A 24,368-nucleotide genomic window follows, 5' to 3' on the forward strand; every position below is an offset into this window, starting at 1 on the left:
AATCTCCCCTCATTAAAATATTATTTAAAATTGTATTCTGTTACAATCTTTTTCCGGTTAAACAGTACATCCTGCGGATATTCATACAGGCAGATGGCCAGATAAGAACCCGCGATGTTGTACAGGTTATCAAAGCCGCAGTGCTGCAGGGCCATGATGGCATTGTAACTCCGCTGGCTGGACCGGCAGTGGAGGTAGACAGGCCTGTCTTTGGGAATCTCGTCCATACGCTGCCGCAGCTGGCTTAAGGGAATATTGATTGCGTTCAGCAGGTGACCGGCGTTGTATTCACCCGGTTCCCGCACGTCGACGATGCAGGCGTTGCTTTCCACCAGTTCCCGTACCTTGGTCAGGGGAACCTGACGGTACACGCCATGAAGCAGGTTCAGTCCCACCAGCGCGGCCATGTTCACCGCGTCTTTGGCTGTGCTGACCACCGGGGCGTAGCAGAGTTCCATATTCTTCAGGTCTTCCAGCGTGCCGTCCATGGAAATCAGGGCGGCAATCACATCGATGCGGCGGTCCGCTTCACCCTTGCCGATGGCCTGGGCTCCCAGGAGACGTCCTGTTGGCGTTTCAAAGACCAGCTTCACATGGATGGGGTGGGCATCCGGCATAAGACTCACTTTATCGGAAGGGATCACATAAGCAATTTCACAGGGAATGCCCGCTGCTTTCGCCGCTTTTTCGTTCAGGCCGGTGCTGGCAGCCAGCAAAGAGAAGATACGGATGACAGAAGAACCGATAAACCCTTTCTGCTGATTGCGGATCCCGTAAATATGATCCGCCGCGGCCCGTGCTTCCATCTGGGCGGGCCAGGCCAGGGCCAGGCGCATGGGTTTGCGGGTGAGGCGGCTGAATACTTCGATGGCGTCGCCTACAGCATAAATGGAAGGGTCGCTGGTCTGGAAGTTGGCGTTGACTTTGATGCCGCCGGTTTCACCGATGGCCAGTCCGGCGTTTTTCGCCAGGGTGGTTTCCGGACGGATACCCACGGCCATCACTACAGCGTCGGCCTTTACCTGTCTGCCGCTGGAGAGTTCGATAGCATTACTGCCGATCTTTTTCACCCCATCTTTTAAAATCAGGGTCATACCATTGTCCAGCATCTCTTTGTGCAGAATCTGGGCCATGTCATAATCAAACGGTGTCATGACCTGGTCCATGGCCTCGATCAGGGTGACTTTGTAGCCGGCATGCACCAGGTTTTCCGCAATCTCGCAGCCGATAAAACCGCCGCCTACGACAGCAATATCCTCCGCTTTGCGGTCGCGGATGTAAGCGTCCAGCTTTGCGATGTCCACCACATTGCGGATGCCGAAGACATTCTCATTCCGTATGCCTTCGATGGCGCCGGGAAGGATGGGTTCGCCGCCGGGGGAGAGGATCAGGGCATCGTATGTTTCCGTATACTCTTTACCGTCCGGGAGGTTCTTTACCGTTACGGTCTTTTCTTCCCGATTAATGGCAATGACTTCGTTTTCCGTACGCACTTCGATGTTATATTTCTTTTTGAACTGGGCAGGATCCATCATTACAAGATCTGCGCTGTCCGCTACGGTACGGCTTAAGAAATAGGGCAGGGCGCAGTTGGAAAAGGAAACATGGGGCCCCCGTTCCAACACAATGATTTCCGCGTGTTCATCCAGACGGCGGGCGCGGGCTGCCGCCGAAGCGCCTCCGGCTACGCCGCCGACCACTAAGATTCGTTTGCTCAAAACACTTCCTCCTTCTGTCCGTTCATTACGGTGTTCATGAAATTCACGAGGTATGAAACCTGTTCTTTCGTAAATGTTGCAAGATACAACCACTCATTTGTTTAAAAACCGGTATCAGTGCAAGGCTGATACCGGTGACTGCAGCAAAATAATATTACATCAATACAATCTTATTTCTTCAATGCAGCTTTTGTTGCTTCTTTCGCGCAGAAGCCGATGATCTTCTTGCAGTTGCGGGCCCGTTCTTTCATGCCTTCTTTAGTGGATTCATCAAAGGGGAAGCACAGGTCCCGGCATTCGATGGTGCCGTATTCCGTGATTACATTTTTCACATAAACGGCATGGCGGGGATAGATGCCGGTTTCGTCATGATGCAGTTCGTCAACCCGTTCCGCAAAAGTTTCTTTTGCATAAGGATTTTTGCGGCCCTGTTTGCTGCCGATAACAACCATGCCGGCGTTCACCGCGCCGCAGGTGTGTTTGGTAAAGCCCATGCCGCCGCCCATGCCGGACACCAGGGCAATGATTTCAGGGGGATATTCGCTGATCCCCAGGTCCAGGAAACCCTGCAGTACGCATTCGCCGCAGTTCAGACCGTGTTTGAAATGTTCCATGGCATTCTGGGAAGCTTTTTCAGCCAGCTGTTCAATCTCTTCTTCGGTGTAGATCTTCTTTTCTTCCATGATGATTATCCTCCTCTGAGATAATATTTTTATATCCTGACAGTTTTTTCTGCTTTGTTCTGCATTCTCTAATCTGTCTTTCATGAGTATTATATCATATAATCGGTTACATGTAGAAAGATTATAAATAAGTTAAAAAAATTCTTAAAAAGAAAGGAACCACCGGGGTGGTTCCTTAACTGTAAGATTCGGTTTAATTCATTTGTCTTTATTTCCTTGGTCCATGATGGCCGCCGCCCGGTCTGGGTCCGCCGCCGGGACGTGGTCCCCGTGGCGGGGGCCCCGGGTGATGGTGCGGGCGGTCCCAGCCCCATCCCCAGCCCCAGTCCCAGCCGACATATACAGGGACATATACGCGCTGGGCTTCATAAGCGGCGATATCCTGGCTGTCCATAACGGCAAACCGGAGTTTTTCCGTTTTCACGTAGCCGCCGATTTCCACTTCAGCCAGAACATCCGCGTATCCGCGGGCATTGCCGTTAATGATCAGCTGGCCGTTTTCCTCGGTGATTGTGGCTATGTTTTCCGTAAGGCTGGTCAGGGTAAGATCGTAGGGCAGGTTGCCGGGCACACGTACCAGAACCTTTCCGTTTCCTTTTAACGGGATGATTCCGCTGGCGCGGTAAATTTCTACTTTTTTCAGCAGTTTTTCCGTAGAACCTTCCAGCATTTCGAAGTTCCCGTTTTCCGGGAAACGGCGGAATACACAGCTGTTATCCTTCGCGATAAAGTATTCGCCTGCCAGCGTTTCCATATCCGGGGTAAACGCTTTTACATGCTGGAAATAATTGCCTGACAGGCTTTTGTCCATACGGTAAAAATAGGGTTTGCTTGCATCCAGGCCGGTCTTTTGCGGCGACAGGCCTTCCAGCATAGCGACAGCTTTTTCCAGCTTTCTGCCGCTGGTGATGTAATACTGTGACAAGGCTTTTTCTCTGGCAGCCAGACGCACGGCTTCCGTCTGGGAAGCAGGAACCACGGCTCCCTCTTTATATTCCGTATTCACTGTCAGTTTTTGATTTACGGCTGCCGCGCCGGCAGGGATGGGGCAGGCAAGACCTGCTGCCAGGATGGAAACAGCCAGAAGTCCGGTTGCGGTTATTTTCCAGTTTTTCATGGGCGTTACCTCCGTCTGATCTTCGTGATTGCATTTAAAGATACGAACATAAAAAACAACAGACTTTTTTATTCTGGAGATAGTATAATCATTATTTTTGACAAAACTATGACAATTTACTAAAAAAAGAAAATCGGGTAAAATATGTGTTAAAATATGTTTAATAATATTGTATCAGAAACACAACAGAAAAACACCGGCGGAATGTGTCGCGCGCTTGTAATAAAGCAGCCGGATTTCCGCAAAAGTCAATACAAAAGAGGTTACTATGATTGGAAGCCGCGTCATGGCCGTGGGAGATGTGCACGGGCAGTATGAAAAATTAAAAAAACTGATGCGCCGCATCAAATTCGATCCGGCCCAGGACATCCTGGTTTTTCTGGGAGACCTGATTGACAGGGGGCCGGAATCACTGCAGTGCTTCGATTATGTGATGCATCTGCAGAAACAGCATCCTGAGTCCGTTATCTACCTGATGGGCAATCACGAGCGGGAGATGCTGGATTATTTCGATGCGCTGGCAAAAGCAAAGGATGAACTTGACATCCGTCTGCTGAACCGGACCAGTCAGTGGCTCACCTACGGCGGGGACAAGACGCTTCCCCAGCTGCAGAAACTGGGAGGCAAAGCCCTGCAGAACCGGCTGGACTATGCCCGGAACCTGCCCTTATACTACCGCGCCGGCGATTATTATTTCTGTCATGCCGGTGTGGATCCGGATGTACCTCTGGAACAGCAGGAGGAAAAGAACCTGATCTGGATCCGGGAAAAGTTCTATACAGGTTATCATGGCAAAGAAACCATCGTGGTGGGGCATTCACCGATCCAGAATCTGCAATATATGTTTAAAGGCATCACCTGGGATATGTACCCTGTGATCCGGGATAATCATATTATCCTCTGCGATACGGGGTCCTATCTGGAAGGCGGACGCCTTTCCTGTATCGATGTGATTACAAAATATGTCTGGCAGGCATAGAGAAAGACAGAAAGGGATACGATGAAGCATTTGAAGAAACTCACTTTACTGCATTCAAATGATCTGCACGGCGATTTTCTGGTAGAAAACGTGGACGATAAACTGGTAGGCGGCGTGTCCATGCTCTCCGGGTACGTCAATAAGGTTCGCCGGGAAGAAGAAAACGTGATCTATGCCGTAGCCGGGGATATGTTCCAGGGCTCCCTGATCGATTCGGAGTTTAAGGGAGTATCCACCATTGAGATCATGAACCTGCTGGCTCCGGATGTGGTGACCATCGGCAACCACGAAGTGGATTACGGGCTGGCCCATCTTCTGTTTCTGGAAAAATGCGCCAATTTTCCTATCATCAACGCCAATATGTACCTGAAGTCAAATGGCAGGCGCCTGTTCCGTTCCCACCGGATCCTGGAGACCGGAGGTATGAAGGTGTTGTTTATAGGCATTCTGACAGAAGAAGTGTTGCAGAAGACCAAACTGGAAGAACTGATCGGCACTCTGGTGGACATCCATGAAGCCGCGACGGAAGTGGGGCGCATCTGCGACGCCTATCGGACGGAAGATATTGATTTTACGGTGCTGCTGACCCATATCGGCATTGAAGCGGACCAGCAGCTGGCTGCTTTACTGGATCCCCGCTGGGGCGTGGACCTGATTATCGGGGGACACAGTCATACACTGCTGGCAAAGCCTGTTGAAGTAAACGGTATCCCCATTGTACAGGCAGCGTCCGGCACGGACCAGATTGGACGTTTCGATATTATGGTAGATACCGACCGTAACACGATTGACAGTTACACCTGGCAGCTGATTCCCATCACGCCGGAGTATTGCCCGGAGGATGAAGAACTTAAAAATATTATCGGTAAATACAAGCAGATTACGGAAACCAAATACAACCGGATCCTGACCCGCTTCCCGGAACGGTATGCCCATCCTGCCCGCAACCGGGAGACCCCGGTGGGTAAAATCTTTGCTGATGCCTTTAAGGAATCCCTGGGACTGGATATCATGCTGCATGCTTCCGGCAGCCTCCGCGGCCAATACCTTGGACCGGTCATGACCCTGCAGGATTTACAGGAAATGGAACCCTTTGATGAAGAAGTGTACCGGTACGTTGTGACAGGACGTCAGTTCCGCCATATGATGGAATACATGCTGCGGGACGAAGCCTTTGACCCGAATGCCCACACGGAGTTTTATCAATTTTCTGAAGGACTGCGGGTCGTCTATAATAAAACGTTGAAAAAAGTCACCAGTTTAACCATGCATGACCGGGAGATTGGCGAAGAGGAACCGCTGCGGGTAGGCATGCACCAGTTCCATTTTAAAAATCTTCAGACCGGGCTCGATATTTCCGAATCGGAGATTACCCGGAACGGCATGCCGAAGGTTGTCGCCACGCGGAGCCTGGGTCTTTTGGAAGAGTATTTTTCATCCCATCCGCACCTGACGGCGCCGGAAGAACAACGGCTGGTGATTGAAGAGTAAGCGGGATATTTTCTTTTTAAACCCATTTGTTCACTACTTTCTTAAAAGTAAATACAGCGGCGGTAAAGTATTCGCAAAACCGTCTGTGTTTGCTGTTTCATGGACTCATTCGCCTGTGGCTCCGAAACTCGGGCTTCGCCCTCAGACAGTCTCGCCACGGCCGGCTCATTTCGTCTCATGAAACTACGCAAACGCTTCCGATGTTTTGCAGATACTTTACCACCGCTGTTATTTTATTAAGAAATACTATAAAAGGGTTATTTTAAAAACCAGAAATATCCCAGCACCAGAATACCTAAAATGATGCGATAGTAACCGAACACGATAAAATTGTGTTTTTTGATGTAGCTCATCAGGAACCGGATCACGATGATGCTGACGATAAAAGCTACGACGCATCCCACAGCAAGGATCAGGAGCTCGCTGCCATTAAATACAAAGCCCATCCGCAGGATGTATTTGATCAGTTTCAGCAGGGAAGCGCCGATCATGACGGGGATAGCCAGATAAAAGGTAAATTCCGCCGCTACGCTGCGCTCCAGCCCGATCAGCAGGCCGCCGATGATGGTGGAACCGGAACGGGAGGTTCCGGGAACCAGGGACAGCAGCTGGAAGATGCCTACCTGGATGGCTTTCTTATATGAAATATCCTCGACACGTTTCACTTTTCCGGAACCGATGTTGCGGGATTCAATAAGGATAAACAGTATGCCATAGAGAATCAGGGTAATGGCCACCACTTCCGGGGTAAAGAAATGTTCTTCCATCCAGTCATCGAACAGGATGCCGATGACAGCGGCCGGCAGGCAGGCGGCGATAATCTTCCCCCAGAGATTCAGGGTAGGCAGGTCCAGGGTAAGGGAACCGTCCTTCCGTTTCAGCGGCCAGATCTTTTCAAAGTACAACAGGATAACGGCCAGGATCGCGCCCAGCTGGATGACCACTTCAAAGAGTTTATAAAACTCGGCGCTGACGCCCAGATGGATGAATTCGTCCAATAAGATCATGTGACCGGTAGAGGATATGGGCAGCCACTCGGTGACGCCTTCGATGATGCCGAACAATACGGCTTTCAGTATTTCAAGCAAGATAAAATCTCCTTACGCAATTTAATACTTTCCTATTTTACCACATATTGCAAAAATAGCTATACCGTTTTTATTTTTTTTGGAAAAGGCATAAACCGTGTAAAGCAAAGGTTTGTTATTTTGATTGTTAGGAAACGGGAAATCAATCTGATTTCTTTAAAATGTTTCACAAAAAGTTTTAAATAGCAGGGGAAAAGGATATTGCAATTCCTAGTAATTTGGTATATATTATTATATTGAGTTTAAATGGACGGATTTGCTAACCGTATCTTTCGGTTCATGATATAATATAAGAAATACCAGAGATAATAAATGGTAAAGTGAAAAGAGGAGTCAGGTAATGAAAAACTATTCGTATACACCCCAGGGAGTCTGCTCCCGTAAAATTACCTTCGCATTAGACGAAGCGGGTAAACTTCACGATGTAAAATTTACAGGCGGCTGCCCGGGAAATCTGCTGGCCATCGGAAAACTGGTGGAAGGCGCTGACGCGAAGAGCATAGCCGCGCTGCTGCGGGGCAACGACTGTGCCGGACGGGGCACTTCCTGTGCCGACCAGCTGGCAATCGCTGTAGAAGCAGCGCTGCAGGCTGACGCATAAATTGAGTTCTGCATCAACAGAAAGAACAAATCGTGTATTCAGTGAACAACAGATAGTAAATTTGGAGAGGAACCATGCTTGAGTTAAAAGACATCAGTTTTAATGTGCAGGATGACAGTAAAGAGAAAGAGATCATCCGGCATCTGGATCTGAACATTGACGACGGGAAGTTTGTTGTCGTGACAGGTCCCAATGGCGGCGGCAAGTCCACCATGGCAAAGCTCATCGCCGGCATTGAAACGCCGACAGAAGGCAGGATCATATTTAACGGTGAGGACATTACAGGTAAAAGTATTACGGAGCGTGCCAACCTGGGCATCAGCTTTGCCTTCCAGCAGCCCGCCCGGTTCAAAGGAATCACGGTACTGGATCTGCTGCGTATTGCGGCAGGCAAGCAGCTGACCGTCAGCGCCTGCTGTGAGTTTTTATCGGAAGTGGGACTGTGCGCCCGGGATTACATCAACCGGGAAGTGAACGCCTCCCTTTCCGGCGGAGAGTTAAAGCGGATTGAAATCGCTACCGTCCTGGCCCGGGGAACCCAGCTGGCTATTTTCGACGAGCCGGAAGCGGGCATCGACCTGTGGAGCTTCCAGAATCTGATCAGTGTGTTTGAACGGATGCGCACGGCCAATACCCGTTCCATCCTGATTATCTCCCATCAGGAACGGATCCTGCAGATAGCCGATGAGATCGTAGTGCTGGCCAACGGACAGGTAACCAAGCACGGTCCCCGGGAAGAAATTCTTCCGGAACTGTTGGGGACAAGTGACGCGGTCGGCGTATGCGGCTGCCTGAAACGGGGAGGTGCGAACTGTGATTGATGCAATTCAGAAACGACTCCTGGCGGAGATTGCGGATCTCCATACAGTACCTACCGGCGCCTATAATATCCGGGCCAACAGCAAGCTGGCGGCGCGGAACACGACGGCTAATATTGACATTGTTTCCAAGGCGGATGTGAGCGGCATCGATATCCGCATCAAACCGGGTACGAAAAAGGAAAGCGTGCATATTCCTGTCGTGCTCAGTGACAGCGGACTGAAAGAAACGGTTTATAACGATTTTTATATCGGCGAGGACTGCGATGTAGTCATCGTGGCAGGCTGCGGCATCCATAACTGCGGCGTGCAGGATTCCGAGCATGACGGTGTGCACCGCTTCTTTGTAGGTAAAAACAGCAAAGTAAAATATGTGGAAAAGCATTACGGCGAGGGGGACGGCCGGGGCAAACGCATCCTGAACCCGGTGACGGAAGCCTATCTGGAAGAAGGCAGTTCCATGGAAATGGAAATGGTGCAGATCAAGGGCGTGGATTCCACGGTCCGCACCACGAAGGCTGCCCTGGCAGCTAATGCGTCCCTGGTGGTCAGGGAACGGCTCATGACCCATGGGAACCAGAAAGCCAAAAGCATTTATGAAACCTATCTGAACGGAGACGGCGCGGCGGCGGATGTGGTGTCCCGTTCCGTAGCAAGGGAAGAATCTTTCCAGGAGTTTTCTTCCCGCATTACCGGCAACGCGGCCTGCAAAGGGCACACAGAGTGCGACGCCATCATCATGGACAAGGCCCGGGTGCTGGCGATTCCCCAGCTGGATGCCAACAATGTGGACGCGGCGCTGGTACATGAAGCGGCTATCGGCAAGATAGCCGGGGAACAGATCATCAAGCTGATGACCCTGGGACTTACCCAGGAACAGGCGGAAGAACAGATTATCAACGGATTTTTGAAATGAGAAAAGAAAAATATTATTCCATTTTAAATTACGGATGCCAGATGAACGAAAGCGACGCGGAACATTACGCCGGGCAGCTGGAGGAACTGGGTTACGCGCGCACGGAAGAGTTAGTCCGGGCCGACGTGATCCTGGTGAATACCTGCTGCATCCGGGAAAGCGCGGAACTTAAGATTCTGGGAAAAATCGGTGAACTGAAACGTGTGAAGGCCCAACATCCGGGACAGATTATCTGTGTGGCAGGGTGCATGGCCCAAAAGGATGGCGCGGCGCTGGTGAAAAAATATCCCCAGATTGATCTGCTGTTAGGTACTTCGTATGTAAATTCTTTCAAACAGATTTTGCAGGATTATCTGGAAGAACGCAAAAAAGGCGTGTTCACCAGTCTGGAAGTACAGAGCAGTGAGTTTGAAGGACAGCGCGTGCGGGAGAGCGGCTTCAGCGCCTGGATCCCCATCATGTACGGCTGTAATAATTTCTGTACGTACTGTATCGTGCCGTACGTACGGGGCAGGGAACGGAGCCGCAGCATTGAAAATATTCTGGAAGAAGTGCGTTCCGCTGTGGCGTCCGGTTATAAGGAGATCACCCTGCTGGGGCAGAATGTGGATTCCTACGGCAAGGATTTTTTGCGGAACCATGAAGAAGAAAAACTGCTGTCCGTCAGCAGCGCAGTGGGAGAAGGTTTTACCGAAGCCCTAAAGGCGGAACCGTTTGCCGCGTTGCTGAAAGCGGTAGATCAGGTTCCCGGCGTGGAGCGGGTCCATTTTATGACCAGCCATCCCCGGGATATGTCGGAAGAAGTGATCCGGACAGTAGCGCATGGGACGCATCTGTGCGAGCATTTCCACGTGGCGCTCCAGAGCGGCAGCAGCCGGATCTTAAAAACCATGAACCGGGGTTACACACGGGAACGGTTTCTTGAACTGGTAAAGACGATACGTAAATACATACCTCAGGCTGCCATTACCACAGATATCATTGTAGGGTTTCCCGGCGAAACGGATGAAGATTTTGCCGAGACCTGCAGTCTGGTGGAAGAGGTGGGTTTTGATTCCGCTTTTACCTTTATTTATTCCAAACGAAGCGGCACTTCGGCGGCACGGATGCAGGATCAGATTCCGGATGACGTGAAGCATGCCCGGCTGCAGAAACTGATGGATGTGCAGAACAGGCAGTCCCTGTGCATCAACCGGAATTTGGTGGGGCAGACGGTAGAAGTGATGGCGGAAGGTCCTACGGAAAAACATCCGGAGACCTGGAGCGGCCGTACCCGGGGCAACAAACTGGTGCTGTGGCAGCAGAACTATGCAGTTAAAAATGCTGATGGCAGCGAAGAAGCTATACATACAGAAGAGGGAAGCAGCCTTCCCATTCGTCCCGGACAGCTGGTGCAGATTAAAATTGAAAACGCCCAGACTTGGCTGGTGAAAGGATCCAGAATTAATTGATTTCAGGAAATACCATGGCTTAATACATGATTGCAGGAAACACGGAAGCATTTCCGGGAGGAACTATGGCCAATGAATTAACGCCGATGATGCAGCAGTATCTCGATTTCAAAAATCAATACCGGGATGAATTGCTGTTTTATCGCAGCGGCGATTTTTATGAACTGTTTTTTGAGGACGCCAAAACTGCCTCAAGGGAACTGGGACTGACGCTGACAGGCCGCAACGGCGGTCTGGAAGAACGCATCCCCATGTGCGGCGTGCCTTATCACTCGGTGGAACCTTATATTGCGAAGTTGATCAAAAAAGGCTTTCGCGTTGCCATCTGCGAACAGATGGAAGACCCCAAGCTGGCCAAGGGCCTGGTCAAACGGGAAGTCATCCGGGTGATCACTCCCGGTACCGCTTTAAATGAGGCGTTGCTGGAAGAGTCCGGCAACCGGTATCTGGTGTATCTGCAGGAAGACGACGGCGTACTGTGTATGGCCCTGGCGGATGTTTCCACCGGGGAATGCCGCTGGTACACGGCCAATGGCAGCGAGCGGCTGATCTCTGTGGAAGAACAGCTCTTCCGGCTGCAGCCCTCGGAGATTGTGCTGAAAAGCGGTATAGACCAGTGGGACGCGCTGGAAAACTGGCTGAAATCAAAACTGACCGACTGTCTCTATTCGTTTTATGAAGCGGCTAAAGAGCCGGAAGATTATGTCAAACTGCACTTCGGTCCGCTTGAGTTAGATCCTCTGGTCCGGTCCACGGTGCAGAACCTGCTGGCCTATCTCCATGAGACTATGATGACGGATCTGTCCCAGATCAACCGGCTGGAACGGATTACCACGGAACAGTTCATGAATCTGGACGCCACGGCCATCCGGAATCTGGAACTGATTAAGAACATGCGTGACGGCGGCAAGCGGGGCACGCTGCTGGATATTTTGGATTTTACGGGAACTTCCATGGGCTCCCGCTGTCTGAAAAACTGGATCGAGTGTCCGCTTCTGGATATTGTAAAGATTCGGGAACGGCAGGACGCGGTGGAAGAACTGGTACTGAATCCCTCCCTCCGGGCCAGCCTGCAGGAAAGTTTAAAAGAAGTTTTTGATTTGGAACGCATACTTTCCCGTCTGGAAGTAGGCAGCGCCAATGCCCGGGACCTGGTGAGCCTGCGGGCTTCTCTGGCTGCACTGCCGGCGTTGAAAGAAAAACTGCAGGGTGCGAAATCCGGGTTGCTGCAAAAATTATCAGCCAGTATCCACATGCACCGGGAAATCCATGATACCCTGGAAGCGGCCATTGTGGATGAACCGCCTTTTACCGTACGGGAAGGCGGTATGATCAAAGACGGTTACGATCTGGAACTGGACGAACTCCACGACATTGCCCGGAATAATTCCCAGTGGATGGCGAATTTTGAACAGAAGATCAAAGAGTCAACCGGCATAAAAACCTTAAAAGTCGGCTTCAATAAAGTGTTCGGGTATTACATCGAGGTCAGCAAGGGGCAAACGTCCGCCGTGCCGCCGGAATTTGTACGGAAGCAGACTCTGGTCAATGCGGAGCGCTATATCGTTCCGGAACTGAAAGATTTTGAAAACAAGATTTTAAGCGCCAAGGAAAAGATCGAATCCCTGGAATATTATCTGTTTAATAAGATCCGGGATGAAATCCGGAAAGATATTCCGGAGATCCAGGACACGGCCCATGCGCTGGCCCGTCTGGACGTGCTGGCCGCGTTAGCCATGGCGGCGTTTAAATATGATTATCACCGGCCGGAACTGAACAACCGGGGGGAGATCCGGATCCTGGACGGTCGTCATCCCGTAGTGGAACGGCTGCTGGACAAGGAAATCTTTGTACCGAACAATGTAACTTTGAATTCCGCCGACGAACGGATGGTAATCATCACAGGACCCAACATGGCGGGTAAATCTACCTACATGCGGCAGGTTGCCCTCCTGGTACTGATGACCCAGATGGGCAGTTTTATTCCGGCCCGGAGCGCGGATATCTGCGCAGTGGACCGCATCTTTACCCGGGTAGGGGCCAGCGATGACCTGGCTACCGGGCAGAGCACATTTATGGTGGAAATGAACGAAGTGGCCCAGATTTTAAAATACGCCACGAAGAATTCCCTGATCATCCTGGACGAAGTGGGCCGGGGCACCAGCACGTACGACGGCATGTCCATCGCCCGGGCGGTAATGGAATACATTCAGACAAAGATTAAAGCGAAGACGTTGTTTGCCACGCATTACCACGAACTGATCACCATGGAAGACGTGCTGGAAGGGATTAAAAACTATTCTGTTGCCATTAAGGAACGGGGCAACGATATCGTCTTCCTGCGGCGCATCATCCGGGGTGGCACAGACCGGAGCTATGGTGTGCACGTGGCCCGGCTGGCCGGACTGCCCAAAAAAGTCATTGAGCGGGCAGACGAAATTTTGGAAGAGTACGATCGGAACAAAGGTTTTATCTGCGACGGAACTGCAGCCTGCAACAGTGACGGCGTCGCGCAAGGTTCTGTAAAAGAAGAACCTGCCGATCTGGGCATGGGTTCCCTGTTTACAAGCGCCCTGCAGTCGGAACTGCTTCAGCTGGACGTAATGAGCATGACACCCATTGAAGCATTGAACGAGTTATATAAACTGCAGCAGGAAGCGAAAAAGGAAAGCGGTGTAGTATGATTCAGGAAAGGGAAGTCCGGTTACTGGATACCAATACTTCGAACCAGATTGCGGCCGGCGAGGTGGTGGAAAAACCTGCATCGGTGGTAAAGGAACTGGTGGAGAACGCGTTGGACGCCGGGGCGGACAGCATAGAAGTGACGATTTTTGAAGGCGGTACGGAATATATCCGGGTAGCCGATAACGGCTGCGGCATGACGGAGCAGAACGCCCGCATGGCCTTACAGCGTCACGCAACCAGCAAGATCCGGGAAGTGGACGACCTGCGCAGCCTCCACACTTTGGGGTTCCGGGGAGAAGCGCTGCCCAGCATCGCGTCGGTGTCCCGGTTTGAACTGCTGACCAGACCGCAGCAGGAAGAACTGGCCACTTCTATCAAAGTAAATGGCGGTGAAGAGGCAGAATGCATTCAGACCGGCGGACCCGCGGGAACAACGGTCATCGTTAAAGATTTATTCTATAACGTACCGGCCCGCCGCAAGTTTTTGAAAACGGTATCCACCGAAGGCCGGTATATTACGGAAATGCTGACACGCATCGCCCTGGCCCGGCCGGACGTGCGGTTCAAACTGACCAGCAACGATAAAGAAGTGCTGGTGACTCCCGGACTGGGTAATCTGAAAGACACGATTACCGCGCTGTACGGGAAAAAAGTTTCGGACGATCTGCTGCCGGTAAAGCTGGACGGTGTGTTTGCCGGCATTCTGGTGCAGGGATTTATCGGCAAGCCCACGCTGCTGAAAGGTACCCGGGGCTGGCAGACCATTCTGGTAAACGGACGCAGCATCAGCAATCTGATGATCAGCAAGGCTATCGAACATGCCTATCAGTCCCAGATTCCCAAGCGGGGGTTTGCCTTTGCCGTACTGGATATCCAGGTTGACCCGGCTGCCATCGACGTGAATGTGCATCCCCAGAAAAGTGAAATCAAGTTCAGCGACGAAAGCGCCATTTATAAAGCAGTCTTCCGCGCCCTGACCGATGCGCTGACAAAACCGATGCATGCGGAACAGGAAAAAAGTTTGCAGGAACAGAACCGGCAGGCTTTGGCAGCGGTGCTGGAGCGGGCGGAAAAAGGAAATGATTCCATACCGGTACAGGGAAACGTTGCCGGCGCCAATGAAACGGCCAGTCAGCAGACCATGTTCGGCGACATGACGGATGCGGGACGGCAGGGCCATCTGAACCGGGATTTCGGAGAAGACATAAATCGTTACGGTAATTACGAAAACAGGGAAACGCCTTCCGGGAATCATCGGCAAGGCGGAGCCTCTTTTTCCCGTCCCCGTCATGAAATATGGAAGCGACCTGACAAAGCATACGGTGAAGAGTCGCCGAAAGAAGCGGTGTACAGTTTAGGCGAGACACGTCAGCTCATGCACGATCAGGCGCCGTTGCAGGCTGAGAATTCTGTGTCGATGCAGCTTGCAGGACAGGATACGCTGGAAACCATCTGGCCCATCGGGCAGGTGGATAAAACATTTATCATCGCCCAGTCAGAAGATACGCTGTATTTAATTGATCAGCACGCGGCCCATGAGCGTATCTTATATGACCGTCTGGTGCTGACCCATAACGATATTCCGGCCCAGCAGCTGCTGATTCCGTTGTATGTCACGCTGCAGCCGGAAGATGTTGAGCTGTTGGAGCAGCATCATGATGCGTTCTACAAATTAGGAGTGGACATTACCACGGCCGGGGAGAATTCTGTGCGGATTGCCAGTCTGCCCAGCGATATCAGAAATGAAGACGCGGAAGATTTTATCCGCGAAATCGCGCAGTATCTGAGGGAGCACCGCACGCCGGAAGCCAGTGAACTGCGGCAGGACGTACTGCACATGACAGCCTGCCGGGCTGCCATCAAAGCGGGGGAAGTGTTGAATATGCGTCAGATGCGTCAGCTGATCGTCGACCTGTGTAATACGACCCATCCCTTTACCTGTCCCCATGGGCGTCCCTGTATGATCGCCGTAAGCAGCGACGAATTATACAAACTGTTTAAACGTACCGGTTTTGATCTGCCGGGAAAAAATGATGTTCCTTATGATAAATAAATGCGGGGATTATTTTGCAAGAAATCAGATTTGCGGTAACCAGCAACAAAAATGATAATCGGGAACTGATAGAACAGGCGAAAACCTGGGCGCGGCAGTTACAGGTCCCTTATGTAGAACGCTATGATAACGGCTCCCTGGATGCGATGCTTTCGGACCATCGTCTCGATGCGTTGCTGATCGCCGGCAAAAACGGCCCCCAGCTTTATTCACGGGAAGGCATGATGCTATATCATCCGGGGCTGGGCAAGGTGCGCTGGCAGCGTGTCGTGCAGCGTAAGGAAAATGACAATTTTCTAACCGCTATGGATCTTTCTCCGGGCCAGCGTGTGCTGGACTGTACCGTGGGACTGGCGGCGGATGCGTTGCTGGCTTCCCACGCGGTAGGAGAAACCGGAAAGGTTGTCGGGCTGGAAGCTTCGCTGCCTTTGTGGTTTCTTTCCAGCCGGGGCATTATGTTATATAAAAGCAAATTAGCGGAACTTGTGCAGGACCTGCAACGCATTGAAATCATCCATGCAGAGGCTTCCGCATTTTTGAAAACGCTGCCGGAAAACAGTTTTGACGCAGTGTATTTTGATCCCATGTTCCGTCAGCCTGTAAGGAAATCATCGGAGATGGTGCCCCTGCGTCCGCTGGCATTTTCGGAACCGTTAACCTTGGAAATGGTGGAGCTGGCGCTTCATGTTGCGCCCCGTGTCGTGATCAAAGAGCGCAGCGTGGATATATTACAGGAGTACGGCTGTACAGAGTTTGTGGGAACGAAGTACAGCGCTGTCCGGTTTGGAATACGGAAGAGACAGTGAAGAGAGGGTACCAACCTTGCCAAAAGAAACTTTAGTGGTGATCCTGGGGCCGACGGCTACCGGCAAAAGCTATTGCGGTATTGAGCTGGCCCGGCGGTTCTGCGGGGAAATCATTTCCGGCGACAGTATGCTGGTTTACCGGCAGATGAATATCGGAACGGCAAAACCTTCTGAAGAAGAACTGAATACGGTGCCGCATCATCTGGTGAATATCCTGACTCCTGACGCTTCCTACAGCGTGGCGGACTTCCAGCAGCAGGCAACAGAACTGATCCATCAGATTACACGGCGGGGAAACCTTCCCATCCTGGTGGGTGGCACAGGCCTTTACATCAAGGCGCTGCTGGAGGATTACCGGTTCAGCAGCGTGGAAGAAAACCCTGAGCTGCGTCACCGTCTGGAAACCTATGCGCAGGAGCAGGGAAGTACTAAGTTGTTTGACTGGCTGCACAGGGAAGATCCTGCCGCAGCGGCCCGGCTGCACCCCAATGATATCCGCCGGGTGGTCCGCGCGCTGGAGACTGCTTTGTCCGGGGACAGTGTCTCTCAGGAAAAGCAGCATGAACTGAAATACGATGCCACGGTTTTCGGACTTTCCATGGAACGGGATTTTCTGTATGAAAGAATCAACCAACGTGTTGACCGGATGCTGGAAGCAGGTCTGGAAGAAGAGGTCCGGACTCTGCTGAAAGCTGGCGTTTCCACGGGCTGCCTTTCCATGAAAAGCCTTGGATACCGGCAGATGGCGGAGTATCTGACAGGTCAGTGCGATTTTGCCACAGCGGTTGATAATATAAAAAAAGGGACCCGCCATTTTGCGAAACGGCAGATCACCTGGTACAAAAAGATGCCGTACATTCATTGGTTTACGGTTGACAGAAGCCTGAACTATGAAAAAATTGTAGCAGATATGGCAGATATACTTGAGAAAAAAATCAAAAGGATGTAAAATCTATTTATTAACTGACGTATAATAATGATGGATATAAGGAGATTAATACCATGACAAATACAGCTAACAGCAAAAATCTGATGAACCTGCAGGACAGCTTTCTGAATCATGTGCGCAAGGAAAACCTGCCCGTTGTGATTTATCTGGTTAACGGTTTCCAAATCCGGGGACAGGTTCGCGGGTTTGATAATTTTACCGTTATCATTGAAAATGACGGGAAACAGCAGCTGGTGTACAAGCATGCGGTTTCCACGATTTCCCCGGCAGCCAACATTACCATCATGCAGCCAGAAAAAGCTGAGAAGAAAGAGTAATGTTGCTGTGAGAAAGAAGAACAGCGCGCAGGCGTTGTTTTTCTTTTTTGAGGAAGTATCATGAAGAAACAGGGCCCATTCCTGCCGGGCTGAATAAAAAACCGGACAGGAAATTATTTATTGCGTCTGCTGTCCAGCGTTAATAACGAAATACCGGGAGGGAGCTAAGTCATCGTGGATTATCTTGCGTTATTTATGGAATATCTGCAGGTGGAACTTGGCCTTTCGGATAATACCCGGCTTTCTTATGAGCGGGACCTGAGGATTTTCTGCAAGGCGCTTTCGATTTCCGAAGACAAACTGGCGGATGTGCAACGTTCCCAGATTATCGGTTACATCACCAAACTCAAACTGCAGGGCAGGGCGGCTTCGACCATTGCACGTAAGCTTGCAGCCATAAAGGCATTCTACAGGTTTATGATTACGGAGAATTATCTGCAGACTGACCCGGCAGAGGCAGTAGAAGCCGGTACCAAAGGCGTGCACCTTCCGAAAGTGTTAACGGAGGCGGAAGTAAAAGCACTGCTGGAAGCTCCCGATCTTTCTTCAGCGGAAGGTCTACGGGACCGGACGATGCTGGAAATGCTATATGCCACAGGGATGCGGGTCTCGGAACTTGTCACCGTGAAAACTGCCAGCGTCAATCTGTCCATGCGTTACGTGATTGCTTTCGGCAAAGGTTCCAAGGAACGCATTGTGCCTTTGGGCAGTGTGGCAGCCGAATACCTGCAACGGTATATAAGTGAAGCAAGAAGCACGTTTCTGATGGAGAATGAAACAGACCCGGAAACTTTATTTTTGGGTTTGGGAGGACAGGGTCTGACCCGGCAGCGCGTCTGGGAGATCATAAAGCAATACGGGAGGCAGGCAGGGATAACCAAAGCGATTTCCCCCCATGTGCTCCGTCATTCTTTTGCCACACATCTGCTGGATAATGGAGCTGACCTGCGAAGCGTCCAGGAAATGCTGGGACACGCCGACATATCAACGACACAGATATATACACACCTTACGAACAAGCGGCTGCGCGCGGTTTATGAAAAAGCGCACCCGAGAAAATAGTTAAACAGGAAATGAGGAGCATTTATGCGGGATAACGATAATTCCCAGGAAAGCAAAAGCGGCGGCGTGGGAATCTTTATTCTGTTTATTTTAATATTGTTTTTAATAGCGGGAGCTGCCGGAGCCCTCTACGGGTCCCGCATCCAGGAAAAACCGAAAGACCTGTCGGATACATCCGTTAAGTCTTTTGATTTAATGGAAGAATCTAAAATGGCCCACAAGACTGTAGACGATGTGCTTCTCCTGAAACGCGAGAACTGGCAGCTGCGGGATACCGAACGCAGACAGCATCACGACCAGCTGGAATCTACCGGGGCCGATGTTCTCTGGACGGAAAGGGAAGTTGCCGTTGGCGTTCCCGTTACTACAGAACTGGAGGGCGCCTCCCGCTGGGTGCAGGAACGTCTGCAGACTACGGATGTGATTTTTATCAGCGGGGAAGAATCCGAGTGGCACGGCATGGATGCCTGGCGTCTGAACCTTGGCATTGCGGTAAAATCCGGTAAAAACACGGAACGGAAATTTAAAACGGATACGGTTTTCTTTTTTCATCACGGCAACCTGACCAACCGCGACAGGGATATTCCAAAGATTCCCAAAGAAAACAAACACTCTGATGGTGAAAAGGAGAAAACAAAAAGCTAAAGACAGATAATAGCACAAAATTACTGTGTATACGCCATAACAGTTGTTGATAGAACTTAACAATTTGTGTTAGTTTGTAACATCAGATTTATATTTCCCTTTTTGGAGGAAACGATGAACTCGGAAGAAGTAATGCAGAAATACGAGAAATTTATAAATCCGTCCTCGACGCGGCTGTTCCGTTTTATGGGACTGTCCAGCATTGAAGCCCATGCGGAAGGCTGGACCATTACCGATACGGAAGGCAAGTCGTTTATTGACTGTCTGGGCGGTTATGGCATGTTTGCGGTAGGCCACAGGCATCCGAAAGTGTTGGAGGCGGTAGAGCGGGAACTTCATAACATGCCCATGTGCGGTAAAGTCCTGTTCAATGAGCCGGCAGCGATGCTGGCGGAAAAGCTGGCGGAAATCACACCCGGCGCTTTGCAGTACAACTTTTTCTGTAACAGCGGCACGGAAGCGGTAGAAGGCTGTCTGAAAGTGGCGCGTCTGGCTACCGGCCGTAAGAAGTTCGTGGCGGCCCACAACGCGTTCCACGGCAAAACCTTCGGTTCTCTGACAGCCACAGGCCGGGATCTGTACCGTGATCCTTTCAAACCGCTGCTGGATGGCTTTACCCATGTTCCATTTAATGATATTCCCGCGCTGGAACAGGCCGTTGACGAAAATACGGCTGCCGTGATCCTGGAACCGGTACAGGGGGAGGGCGGTATCAATGTCCCGGCTGACGGTTACATGAAACAGGCGGAAGAAATTGCTCATAAAAATGGCGCACTGCTGATTGCAGATGAAGTGCAGACCGGGATCGGACGTACCGGGACCTGGTTCGGCGTGGAACATGACGGGGCGAAGCCTGACCTGATGGCCGTAGCTAAAGCCCTGGGCGGCGGCATTATGCCTATCGGTTCCGTAATCGGGACGGAAGCAGCCTGGCAGGGCCTCATCGAAGCGCCTTTCCTGCACACGTCAACCTTTGGCGGCGGGCAGATGGCCTGCGCGGCCGGTGTGGCGACCTTACAGGTCATCGAAGAAGAAGACCTGCTGCAGCGCAGCGCGGAGACCGGCGCATACTTTAAGAAAGGCATTGAAGCTATTGCGAAAGAATTCCCTCAGGTAATTAAAGAAGTCCGCGGCCGCGGCATGATGATCGGCATGGATCTGGCAAAAGAAGGCGCCGGCGGTATGCTGATGGCGCTGATGATCGATCAGCACATTATTGTAGCATACACGCTGAACAACCCGAAGGTCATCCGGATCGAACCGCCGCTGATCATGCCGAAATCCGTGGTGGACCATGTGCTGGAAGTTTTACGTAATTCCATAAAACAGGTTGCTGAAGTGATCGATGAATTATAAATACGTGTAAATACGCACAGCCCTCCAGGCGTGTAAGAAAAGGAGTTTATATGCCGTTTGTAAAATCGGAGATTGTTATTAAAGGCGAAAAGCAGAGAATTTTTGATGTAATTCAGGATATGGCCTCCTATCCGAAATTTATGAAAAATCTTGTCAGCGTAGAAGTGCTGGAGAAGGGCGAGAACTACGATATTTCCCATTGGGTCTCCAATGTGGACGGCAGAAAGATCGTCTGGACCGAGCGGGATGACTTTTATCCGGAGTCCTTTAAGATTACCTATAAGCAGACTGCCGGTGATTTGAAAAAGATGGAAGGCGCCTGGGAGATGCATGATACGGAAGAGGGTGTCAATGTTTCCCTTGCCGTGGATTTCGAGTTCGGCATCCCCATGATCGCCGGATTGTTAAACCCCATCCTGATCCGCAAGGTACGTGAAAACAGTGAGGACATGCTGCAGGCTATAAAAGGTGAAATTGAAAAATAAAACAAAGTCTGTTATAATGAATTGATATAACTGGTTTTGACTGGAATAATCCTTTTGTTTGCCGGCAGGATGGAAGATGACTGTTTATATGGGATTCCTTTTACAGTCCGGCGATATGAGTTTTGTATAAGGAGCGTGCGAAGAACGATGAGAACAGCGTTTTTAATGACATTACTTACACTGTTGCTGGTTATGGTAGGCGATTTTGCAGGCGGTCAGCAAGGCATGATGATCATGCTTATCTTTTCACTGGCCATGAATTTCTACACGTATTGGAACAGCGATAAAGTTGTGCTGGCCCAGTACAGGGCCCATCAGGTGGATGAGAATTCTGCGCCGGCTTTATACGGCATTGTGAAACGGCTGGCCCAGCGGGCTAACCTTCCCATGCCCAAAGTGTATATTATCGATGATCAGGTGCCCAACGCCTTTGCCACCGGACGTAATCCGCAGCATGCGGCCGTAGCGGTGACCACGGCGCTGATGAATTATCTTACCCCGAAAGAAATCGAAGGCGTACTGGGGCATGAGCTGACCCACGTAAAGAACGGGGATATCCTGATCAGTACCGTGGCAGCCAGTCTGGCCGGTGTGATTACGACAATTTCCCGGTTTGCTTTATGGTTTGGCGGCGGCCGTGACAGGGAAAACAGCAATCCCATTGCCGGCTTGTTTTTCCTGATTCTGGCTCCTATTGCGGCGGCGCTGATCCAGATGGCTGTTTCCCGCAGCCGCGAGTATAAAGCTGATGAAGGCGGCGGCGAATTGTGCGGCAACCCGAACCATCTGGCTGATGCCCTGGAAAAGATTGCCCAGTATTCCACCCGCCGTACCATGCATAACGCTACGGAGGCAACAGCCCATATGTTTATCATGTGTCCTTTCAGCGCGAAAGATATGCAGAAGCTGTTCAGCACCCATCCGTCCACGGAAGAACGCGTAGCGCTGCTGCGCAGACAGGCCGAAGAGATGAGGCGGCAGGGCAAACTGGAAGACTGATTTTCATGATTGATACCGGGCATCCCGTCCGGATCGATAGATTTTGCATTGCATTATATTATTTTATTTTTAAAGGAGAGTAAAACAATGGATCAGAAATCTTTGGTATTAGTAAAGCCTGACGGAGTACGCAAACATTTAATCGGCGAGATCATTGCCCGCTTTGAACGCCGCGGCTTAAAGATCTGCGCGTTGAAAATGCTGGTTATGACCAAGGACCAGGCAAAATACCATTATGCGGAACATGTTGACAAACCGTTCTTCCCGGAACTGGAAGCTTTTATCACCGGCGGCCCGCTGGTTGCCATGATTGTAGAAGGCCCCAACGCCATTAAAGCCATCCGCACCATGATGGGCGTGACCGATCCCATCGAATCCACCCCCGGTTCTATCCGCGGCGATTTTGCTCTGGATAAAGGTGAAAACGTTATTCACGGCAGCGACAGCCCGGAAGCTGCAGAACGGGAAATCAAAAACTTTTTCAAACCGGAAGAAATTTATTAAGATTGAAAAGCTCAGACATGTTTGTCTGGGCTTTTTTCCCCGTACTCTCATTAAACCTGCGGGGATGTGATATTTTGGTTCCATTTGGGAAATGGCAGAAATCATGTCCGCGTACCGTATAAACCGGTACAAGCAAATTGTAAGGAGGTTATGAAGTATGTCGAAAAAAGCTGCAGTCTATACCCGTACAGGTGATAAAGGAACCACCGGTCTGTATACCGGCGAACGTGTATCCAAGTGCTCTACGCGCGTGGAATCCTATGGCAATCTTGATGAAATCACTTCTGCGCTGGGACTTGCCCGATCACTGGTAAAACGGGATGATGTACGAGAAGCTATATTTAATGTTCAGAAGCTGCTGATGTCCATGATGGCAGACGTGGCAAGCTTAAATCTGCCCCAGCCGTATATTACGGAAGAGCATGTGAAACTGTTTGAAAGCACCATCGACAAATTTGACTCGATGCTGCAGCCCCTGAGTCATTTTATTATTCCCGGGGATACTCCCGGGGCAGGCGCTCTGGATATCGCCCGTACTACCACCCGCCGCGCGGAACGCCAGCTGCTGCGTCTGAATGAAACGGAACCGGTAAATCCGCAGCTGCTGATCTGCGTGAACCGGCTGTCAGACCTGTGCTTTATCCTGGCCCGCGTTGAAACGGAAGTAGGCGTAGAAGAGAGTAAATAGTTTTTTGTTACAATCCCCCCCTGGCCAATCCCATAGCAACGTTGCAGTAAAACACTAAATACGTTTACACTAATTTTATGAATCACGCCTCCTGACACATAGTCAGGGGGCTTTTTCTATGGTATAATAAAATAGTTAAAGTTATTTTACCGGGTTGTTTTATGATATCTGTTCTCAGAAGCGAATTCACAGATAAAACTGTTAAACACCGCGTTGACTGAGGGTAGAAATGACACCGGATAAAACGCAGTAACGGGCAGTTCGTCTGGTTCATAGATTATTATCTGCACATACCGTTGCGTCAGTGACAGGAGGATATGCTACAGTGGGCAGGGAGAATAAACTTGTATTGGTGCTGGGCGGTGCCCGCAGCGGGAAAAGTGAGTTTGCAGAAAAATATGTGCTTCACGCCGGGAATCTCTGCGGTTATATTGCTACGGCAGAAATACTGGATGAGGAGATGGCGGAACGGGTTAAACTGCATCGCAGCCGCAGGGAGAAGAGATGGATCACCTTCGAGGCCCCCTATTTTGCAGAACAGGTTTTTCCCGAAGCCGGTGAACGTACAGACGCTATTTTATTTGACGATATCACCATCTATCTGAGCAACATGTTATATGGGAATAACGCGCCGCAAGGTACCACGGCTGAAAAAGCTGACGTAGTCAGAAATCGGATCCGGCGTTTACTGGATGCGGCAAGAGCCTGCGGCAGGACCGTTGTATTCGTTTCGAACGAAGTCGGCAGCGGGATTGTTCCTGATAATGCCATGGCCCGGGAATACAGGGATATTTCCGGCTGGGTGAACCAGCAGATCGGGGAAGCTGCCGACCAGGTTTTTTATGTGGTTGCAGGGCAGGCCGTGGATATCAAACGGCTTGCGTTTCGGTTTGAGTAACAGATTCTGTAAAAAATAAACAGGCAAAAGGAACGGTTATGTCGTTCACCCTGTGTCAG

General features: G+C 50.8%; 23 protein-coding genes. 19 read left to right on the top strand and 4 right to left on the bottom strand.

All coding sequences use genetic code 11. The features are described from left to right. Positions 1-20: 20 nt before the first annotated feature. From BM159_RS02075 to BM159_RS02085, 3 genes are all read right to left on the bottom strand, one after another. Entirely contained in the window at positions 21-1,718 is a 1,698-nt protein-coding gene (locus BM159_RS02075; RefSeq protein ID WP_093912611.1) for an FAD-dependent oxidoreductase, read from the bottom strand. A gap of 170 nt (positions 1,719-1,888) precedes the next feature. Continuing rightward, on the bottom strand, positions 1,889-2,401 hold the full coding sequence (locus tag BM159_RS02080) for a C-GCAxxG-C-C family protein (RefSeq protein ID WP_177205859.1): 513 nt from the start codon (positions 2,399-2,401) through the stop codon (positions 1,889-1,891). Between the two features lie 208 nt (positions 2,402-2,609). After that, positions 2,610-3,518: a hypothetical protein gene (locus BM159_RS02085; RefSeq protein WP_093912613.1), complete on the bottom strand. Its 909-nt coding sequence runs from the start codon at positions 3,516-3,518 to the stop codon at positions 2,610-2,612. Positions 3,519-3,786: 268 nt separating this feature from the next. Here BM159_RS02085 and BM159_RS02090 point away from each other — a divergent pair, with 268 nt between their 5' ends. Then, the gene (locus tag BM159_RS02090; protein ID WP_093912614.1) at positions 3,787-4,497 is read left to right on the top strand and encodes a metallophosphoesterase family protein; all 711 of its coding nucleotides are present in this window, start codon (positions 3,787-3,789) and stop codon (positions 4,495-4,497) included. A 21-nt stretch (positions 4,498-4,518) separates the two neighbouring features. Beyond that, positions 4,519-5,988 (top strand): bifunctional metallophosphatase/5'-nucleotidase, encoded by a 1,470-nt coding sequence (locus BM159_RS02095; protein ID WP_093912615.1) that lies wholly within the window; start codon positions 4,519-4,521, stop codon positions 5,986-5,988. 257 nt (positions 5,989-6,245) lie between these two features. On the opposite strand, the gene BM159_RS02100 is transcribed toward BM159_RS02095, so the two are convergent. Then, positions 6,246-7,076, bottom strand: coding sequence for an undecaprenyl-diphosphate phosphatase (locus tag BM159_RS02100; RefSeq protein ID WP_093912616.1), 831 nt, complete (start codon positions 7,074-7,076; stop codon positions 6,246-6,248). A 340-nt stretch (positions 7,077-7,416) separates the two neighbouring features. Here BM159_RS02100 and BM159_RS02105 point away from each other — a divergent pair, with 340 nt between their 5' ends. The 17 genes from BM159_RS02105 to cobU all read left to right on the top strand — a co-directional run bounded on the left by BM159_RS02105 (position 7,417) and on the right by cobU (position 24,309). Further along, on the top strand, positions 7,417-7,677 hold the full coding sequence (locus BM159_RS02105) for a TIGR03905 family TSCPD domain-containing protein (RefSeq protein WP_093912617.1): 261 nt from the start codon (positions 7,417-7,419) through the stop codon (positions 7,675-7,677). Positions 7,678-7,751: 74 nt separating this feature from the next. Then, a complete protein-coding gene (locus BM159_RS02110) occupies positions 7,752-8,498 on the top strand; it encodes an ABC transporter ATP-binding protein (protein WP_093912618.1) in 747 nt (248 codons plus the stop codon). After that, positions 8,491-9,411, top strand: a complete 921-nt coding sequence (locus BM159_RS02115) for a SufB/SufD family protein (protein ID WP_093912619.1) — start codon at positions 8,491-8,493, stop codon at positions 9,409-9,411. Before BM159_RS02110 ends, BM159_RS02115 begins: the two co-directional genes overlap by 8 nt. Further along, on the top strand, positions 9,408-10,862 hold the full coding sequence (miaB, locus tag BM159_RS02120) for a tRNA (N6-isopentenyl adenosine(37)-C2)-methylthiotransferase MiaB (RefSeq protein ID WP_093912620.1): 1,455 nt from the start codon (positions 9,408-9,410) through the stop codon (positions 10,860-10,862). Before BM159_RS02115 ends, miaB begins: the two co-directional genes overlap by 4 nt. A gap of 65 nt (positions 10,863-10,927) precedes the next feature. After that, entirely contained in the window at positions 10,928-13,546 is a 2,619-nt protein-coding gene (gene mutS, locus BM159_RS02125; protein ID WP_093912841.1) for a DNA mismatch repair protein MutS, read from the top strand. After that, positions 13,543-15,600, top strand: coding sequence for a DNA mismatch repair endonuclease MutL (gene mutL / locus BM159_RS02130; RefSeq protein ID WP_093912621.1), 2,058 nt, complete (start codon positions 13,543-13,545; stop codon positions 15,598-15,600). Before mutS ends, mutL begins: the two co-directional genes overlap by 4 nt. Before the next feature lie 14 nt (positions 15,601-15,614). Continuing rightward, positions 15,615-16,406, top strand: coding sequence for a class I SAM-dependent methyltransferase (locus tag BM159_RS02135; RefSeq protein ID WP_093912622.1), 792 nt, complete (start codon positions 15,615-15,617; stop codon positions 16,404-16,406). A 16-nt stretch (positions 16,407-16,422) separates the two neighbouring features. Continuing rightward, the gene (miaA, locus tag BM159_RS02140) at positions 16,423-17,355 is read left to right on the top strand and encodes a tRNA (adenosine(37)-N6)-dimethylallyltransferase MiaA (RefSeq protein ID WP_093912623.1); all 933 of its coding nucleotides are present in this window, start codon (positions 16,423-16,425) and stop codon (positions 17,353-17,355) included. A 53-nt stretch (positions 17,356-17,408) separates the two neighbouring features. After that, complete coding sequence (gene hfq, locus BM159_RS02145; RefSeq protein WP_281243262.1) at positions 17,409-17,672, top strand: RNA chaperone Hfq; 264 nt, start codon at positions 17,409-17,411, stop codon at positions 17,670-17,672. Between the two features lie 171 nt (positions 17,673-17,843). Next, positions 17,844-18,734: a site-specific tyrosine recombinase XerD gene (xerD, locus tag BM159_RS02150; RefSeq protein ID WP_342745741.1), complete on the top strand. Its 891-nt coding sequence runs from the start codon at positions 17,844-17,846 to the stop codon at positions 18,732-18,734. A gap of 24 nt (positions 18,735-18,758) precedes the next feature. Continuing rightward, on the top strand, positions 18,759-19,379 hold the full coding sequence (locus BM159_RS02155) for a hypothetical protein (protein ID WP_093912625.1): 621 nt from the start codon (positions 18,759-18,761) through the stop codon (positions 19,377-19,379). A gap of 114 nt (positions 19,380-19,493) precedes the next feature. Next, positions 19,494-20,735, top strand: a complete 1,242-nt coding sequence (locus tag BM159_RS02160) for an aspartate aminotransferase family protein (protein WP_093912626.1) — start codon at positions 19,494-19,496, stop codon at positions 20,733-20,735. A 50-nt stretch (positions 20,736-20,785) separates the two neighbouring features. Further along, entirely contained in the window at positions 20,786-21,220 is a 435-nt protein-coding gene (locus BM159_RS02165) for a type II toxin-antitoxin system RatA family toxin (RefSeq protein WP_093912627.1), read from the top strand. 147 nt (positions 21,221-21,367) lie between these two features. Further along, on the top strand, positions 21,368-22,219 hold the full coding sequence (gene htpX / locus BM159_RS02170; RefSeq protein ID WP_093912628.1) for a zinc metalloprotease HtpX: 852 nt from the start codon (positions 21,368-21,370) through the stop codon (positions 22,217-22,219). An 87-nt stretch (positions 22,220-22,306) separates the two neighbouring features. After that, complete coding sequence (gene ndk / locus BM159_RS02175; RefSeq protein WP_093730586.1) at positions 22,307-22,723, top strand: nucleoside-diphosphate kinase; 417 nt, start codon at positions 22,307-22,309, stop codon at positions 22,721-22,723. A gap of 157 nt (positions 22,724-22,880) precedes the next feature. Further along, a complete protein-coding gene (locus BM159_RS02180) occupies positions 22,881-23,411 on the top strand; it encodes a cob(I)yrinic acid a,c-diamide adenosyltransferase (protein ID WP_093912629.1) in 531 nt (176 codons plus the stop codon). A gap of 325 nt (positions 23,412-23,736) precedes the next feature. Next, complete coding sequence (gene cobU, locus BM159_RS02185) at positions 23,737-24,309, top strand: bifunctional adenosylcobinamide kinase/adenosylcobinamide-phosphate guanylyltransferase (RefSeq protein WP_093912630.1); 573 nt, start codon at positions 23,737-23,739, stop codon at positions 24,307-24,309. Positions 24,310-24,368: the final 59 nt, after the last annotated feature.

This window comes from Succiniclasticum ruminis DSM 9236, assembly GCF_900112895.1.
Lineage (GTDB): Bacteria > Bacillota > Negativicutes > Acidaminococcales > Acidaminococcaceae > Succiniclasticum > Succiniclasticum ruminis.

Excerpts from the sequence above, each read along its gene's own strand:
- BM159_RS02080 (WP_177205859.1), bottom strand. The coding sequence starts at position 2,401 with ATGGAAGAAAAGAAGATCTACACCGAAGAAGAGATTGAACAGCTGGCT.
- BM159_RS02180 (WP_093912629.1), top strand. The coding sequence starts at position 22,881 with ATGTCGAAAAAAGCTGCAGTCTATACCCGTACAGGTGATAAAGGAACC.
- ndk (WP_093730586.1), top strand. The coding sequence starts at position 22,307 with ATGGATCAGAAATCTTTGGTATTAGTAAAGCCTGACGGAGTACGCAAA.
- BM159_RS02090 (WP_093912614.1), top strand. The coding sequence starts at position 3,787 with ATGATTGGAAGCCGCGTCATGGCCGTGGGAGATGTGCACGGGCAGTAT.
- miaB (WP_093912620.1), top strand. The coding sequence starts at position 9,408 with ATGAGAAAAGAAAAATATTATTCCATTTTAAATTACGGATGCCAGATG.
- mutS (WP_093912841.1), top strand. The coding sequence starts at position 10,928 with ATGGCCAATGAATTAACGCCGATGATGCAGCAGTATCTCGATTTCAAA.
- BM159_RS02085 (WP_093912613.1), bottom strand. The coding sequence starts at position 3,518 with ATGAAAAACTGGAAAATAACCGCAACCGGACTTCTGGCTGTTTCCATC.
- BM159_RS02105 (WP_093912617.1), top strand. The coding sequence starts at position 7,417 with ATGAAAAACTATTCGTATACACCCCAGGGAGTCTGCTCCCGTAAAATT.
- BM159_RS02110 (WP_093912618.1), top strand. The coding sequence starts at position 7,752 with ATGCTTGAGTTAAAAGACATCAGTTTTAATGTGCAGGATGACAGTAAA.
- BM159_RS02160 (WP_093912626.1), top strand. The coding sequence starts at position 19,494 with ATGAACTCGGAAGAAGTAATGCAGAAATACGAGAAATTTATAAATCCG.
- hfq (WP_281243262.1), top strand. The coding sequence starts at position 17,409 with ATGACAAATACAGCTAACAGCAAAAATCTGATGAACCTGCAGGACAGC.
- htpX (WP_093912628.1), top strand. The coding sequence starts at position 21,368 with ATGAGAACAGCGTTTTTAATGACATTACTTACACTGTTGCTGGTTATG.
- mutL (WP_093912621.1), top strand. The coding sequence starts at position 13,543 with ATGATTCAGGAAAGGGAAGTCCGGTTACTGGATACCAATACTTCGAAC.
- BM159_RS02165 (WP_093912627.1), top strand. The coding sequence starts at position 20,786 with ATGCCGTTTGTAAAATCGGAGATTGTTATTAAAGGCGAAAAGCAGAGA.
- BM159_RS02095 (WP_093912615.1), top strand. The coding sequence starts at position 4,519 with ATGAAGCATTTGAAGAAACTCACTTTACTGCATTCAAATGATCTGCAC.
- BM159_RS02155 (WP_093912625.1), top strand. The coding sequence starts at position 18,759 with ATGCGGGATAACGATAATTCCCAGGAAAGCAAAAGCGGCGGCGTGGGA.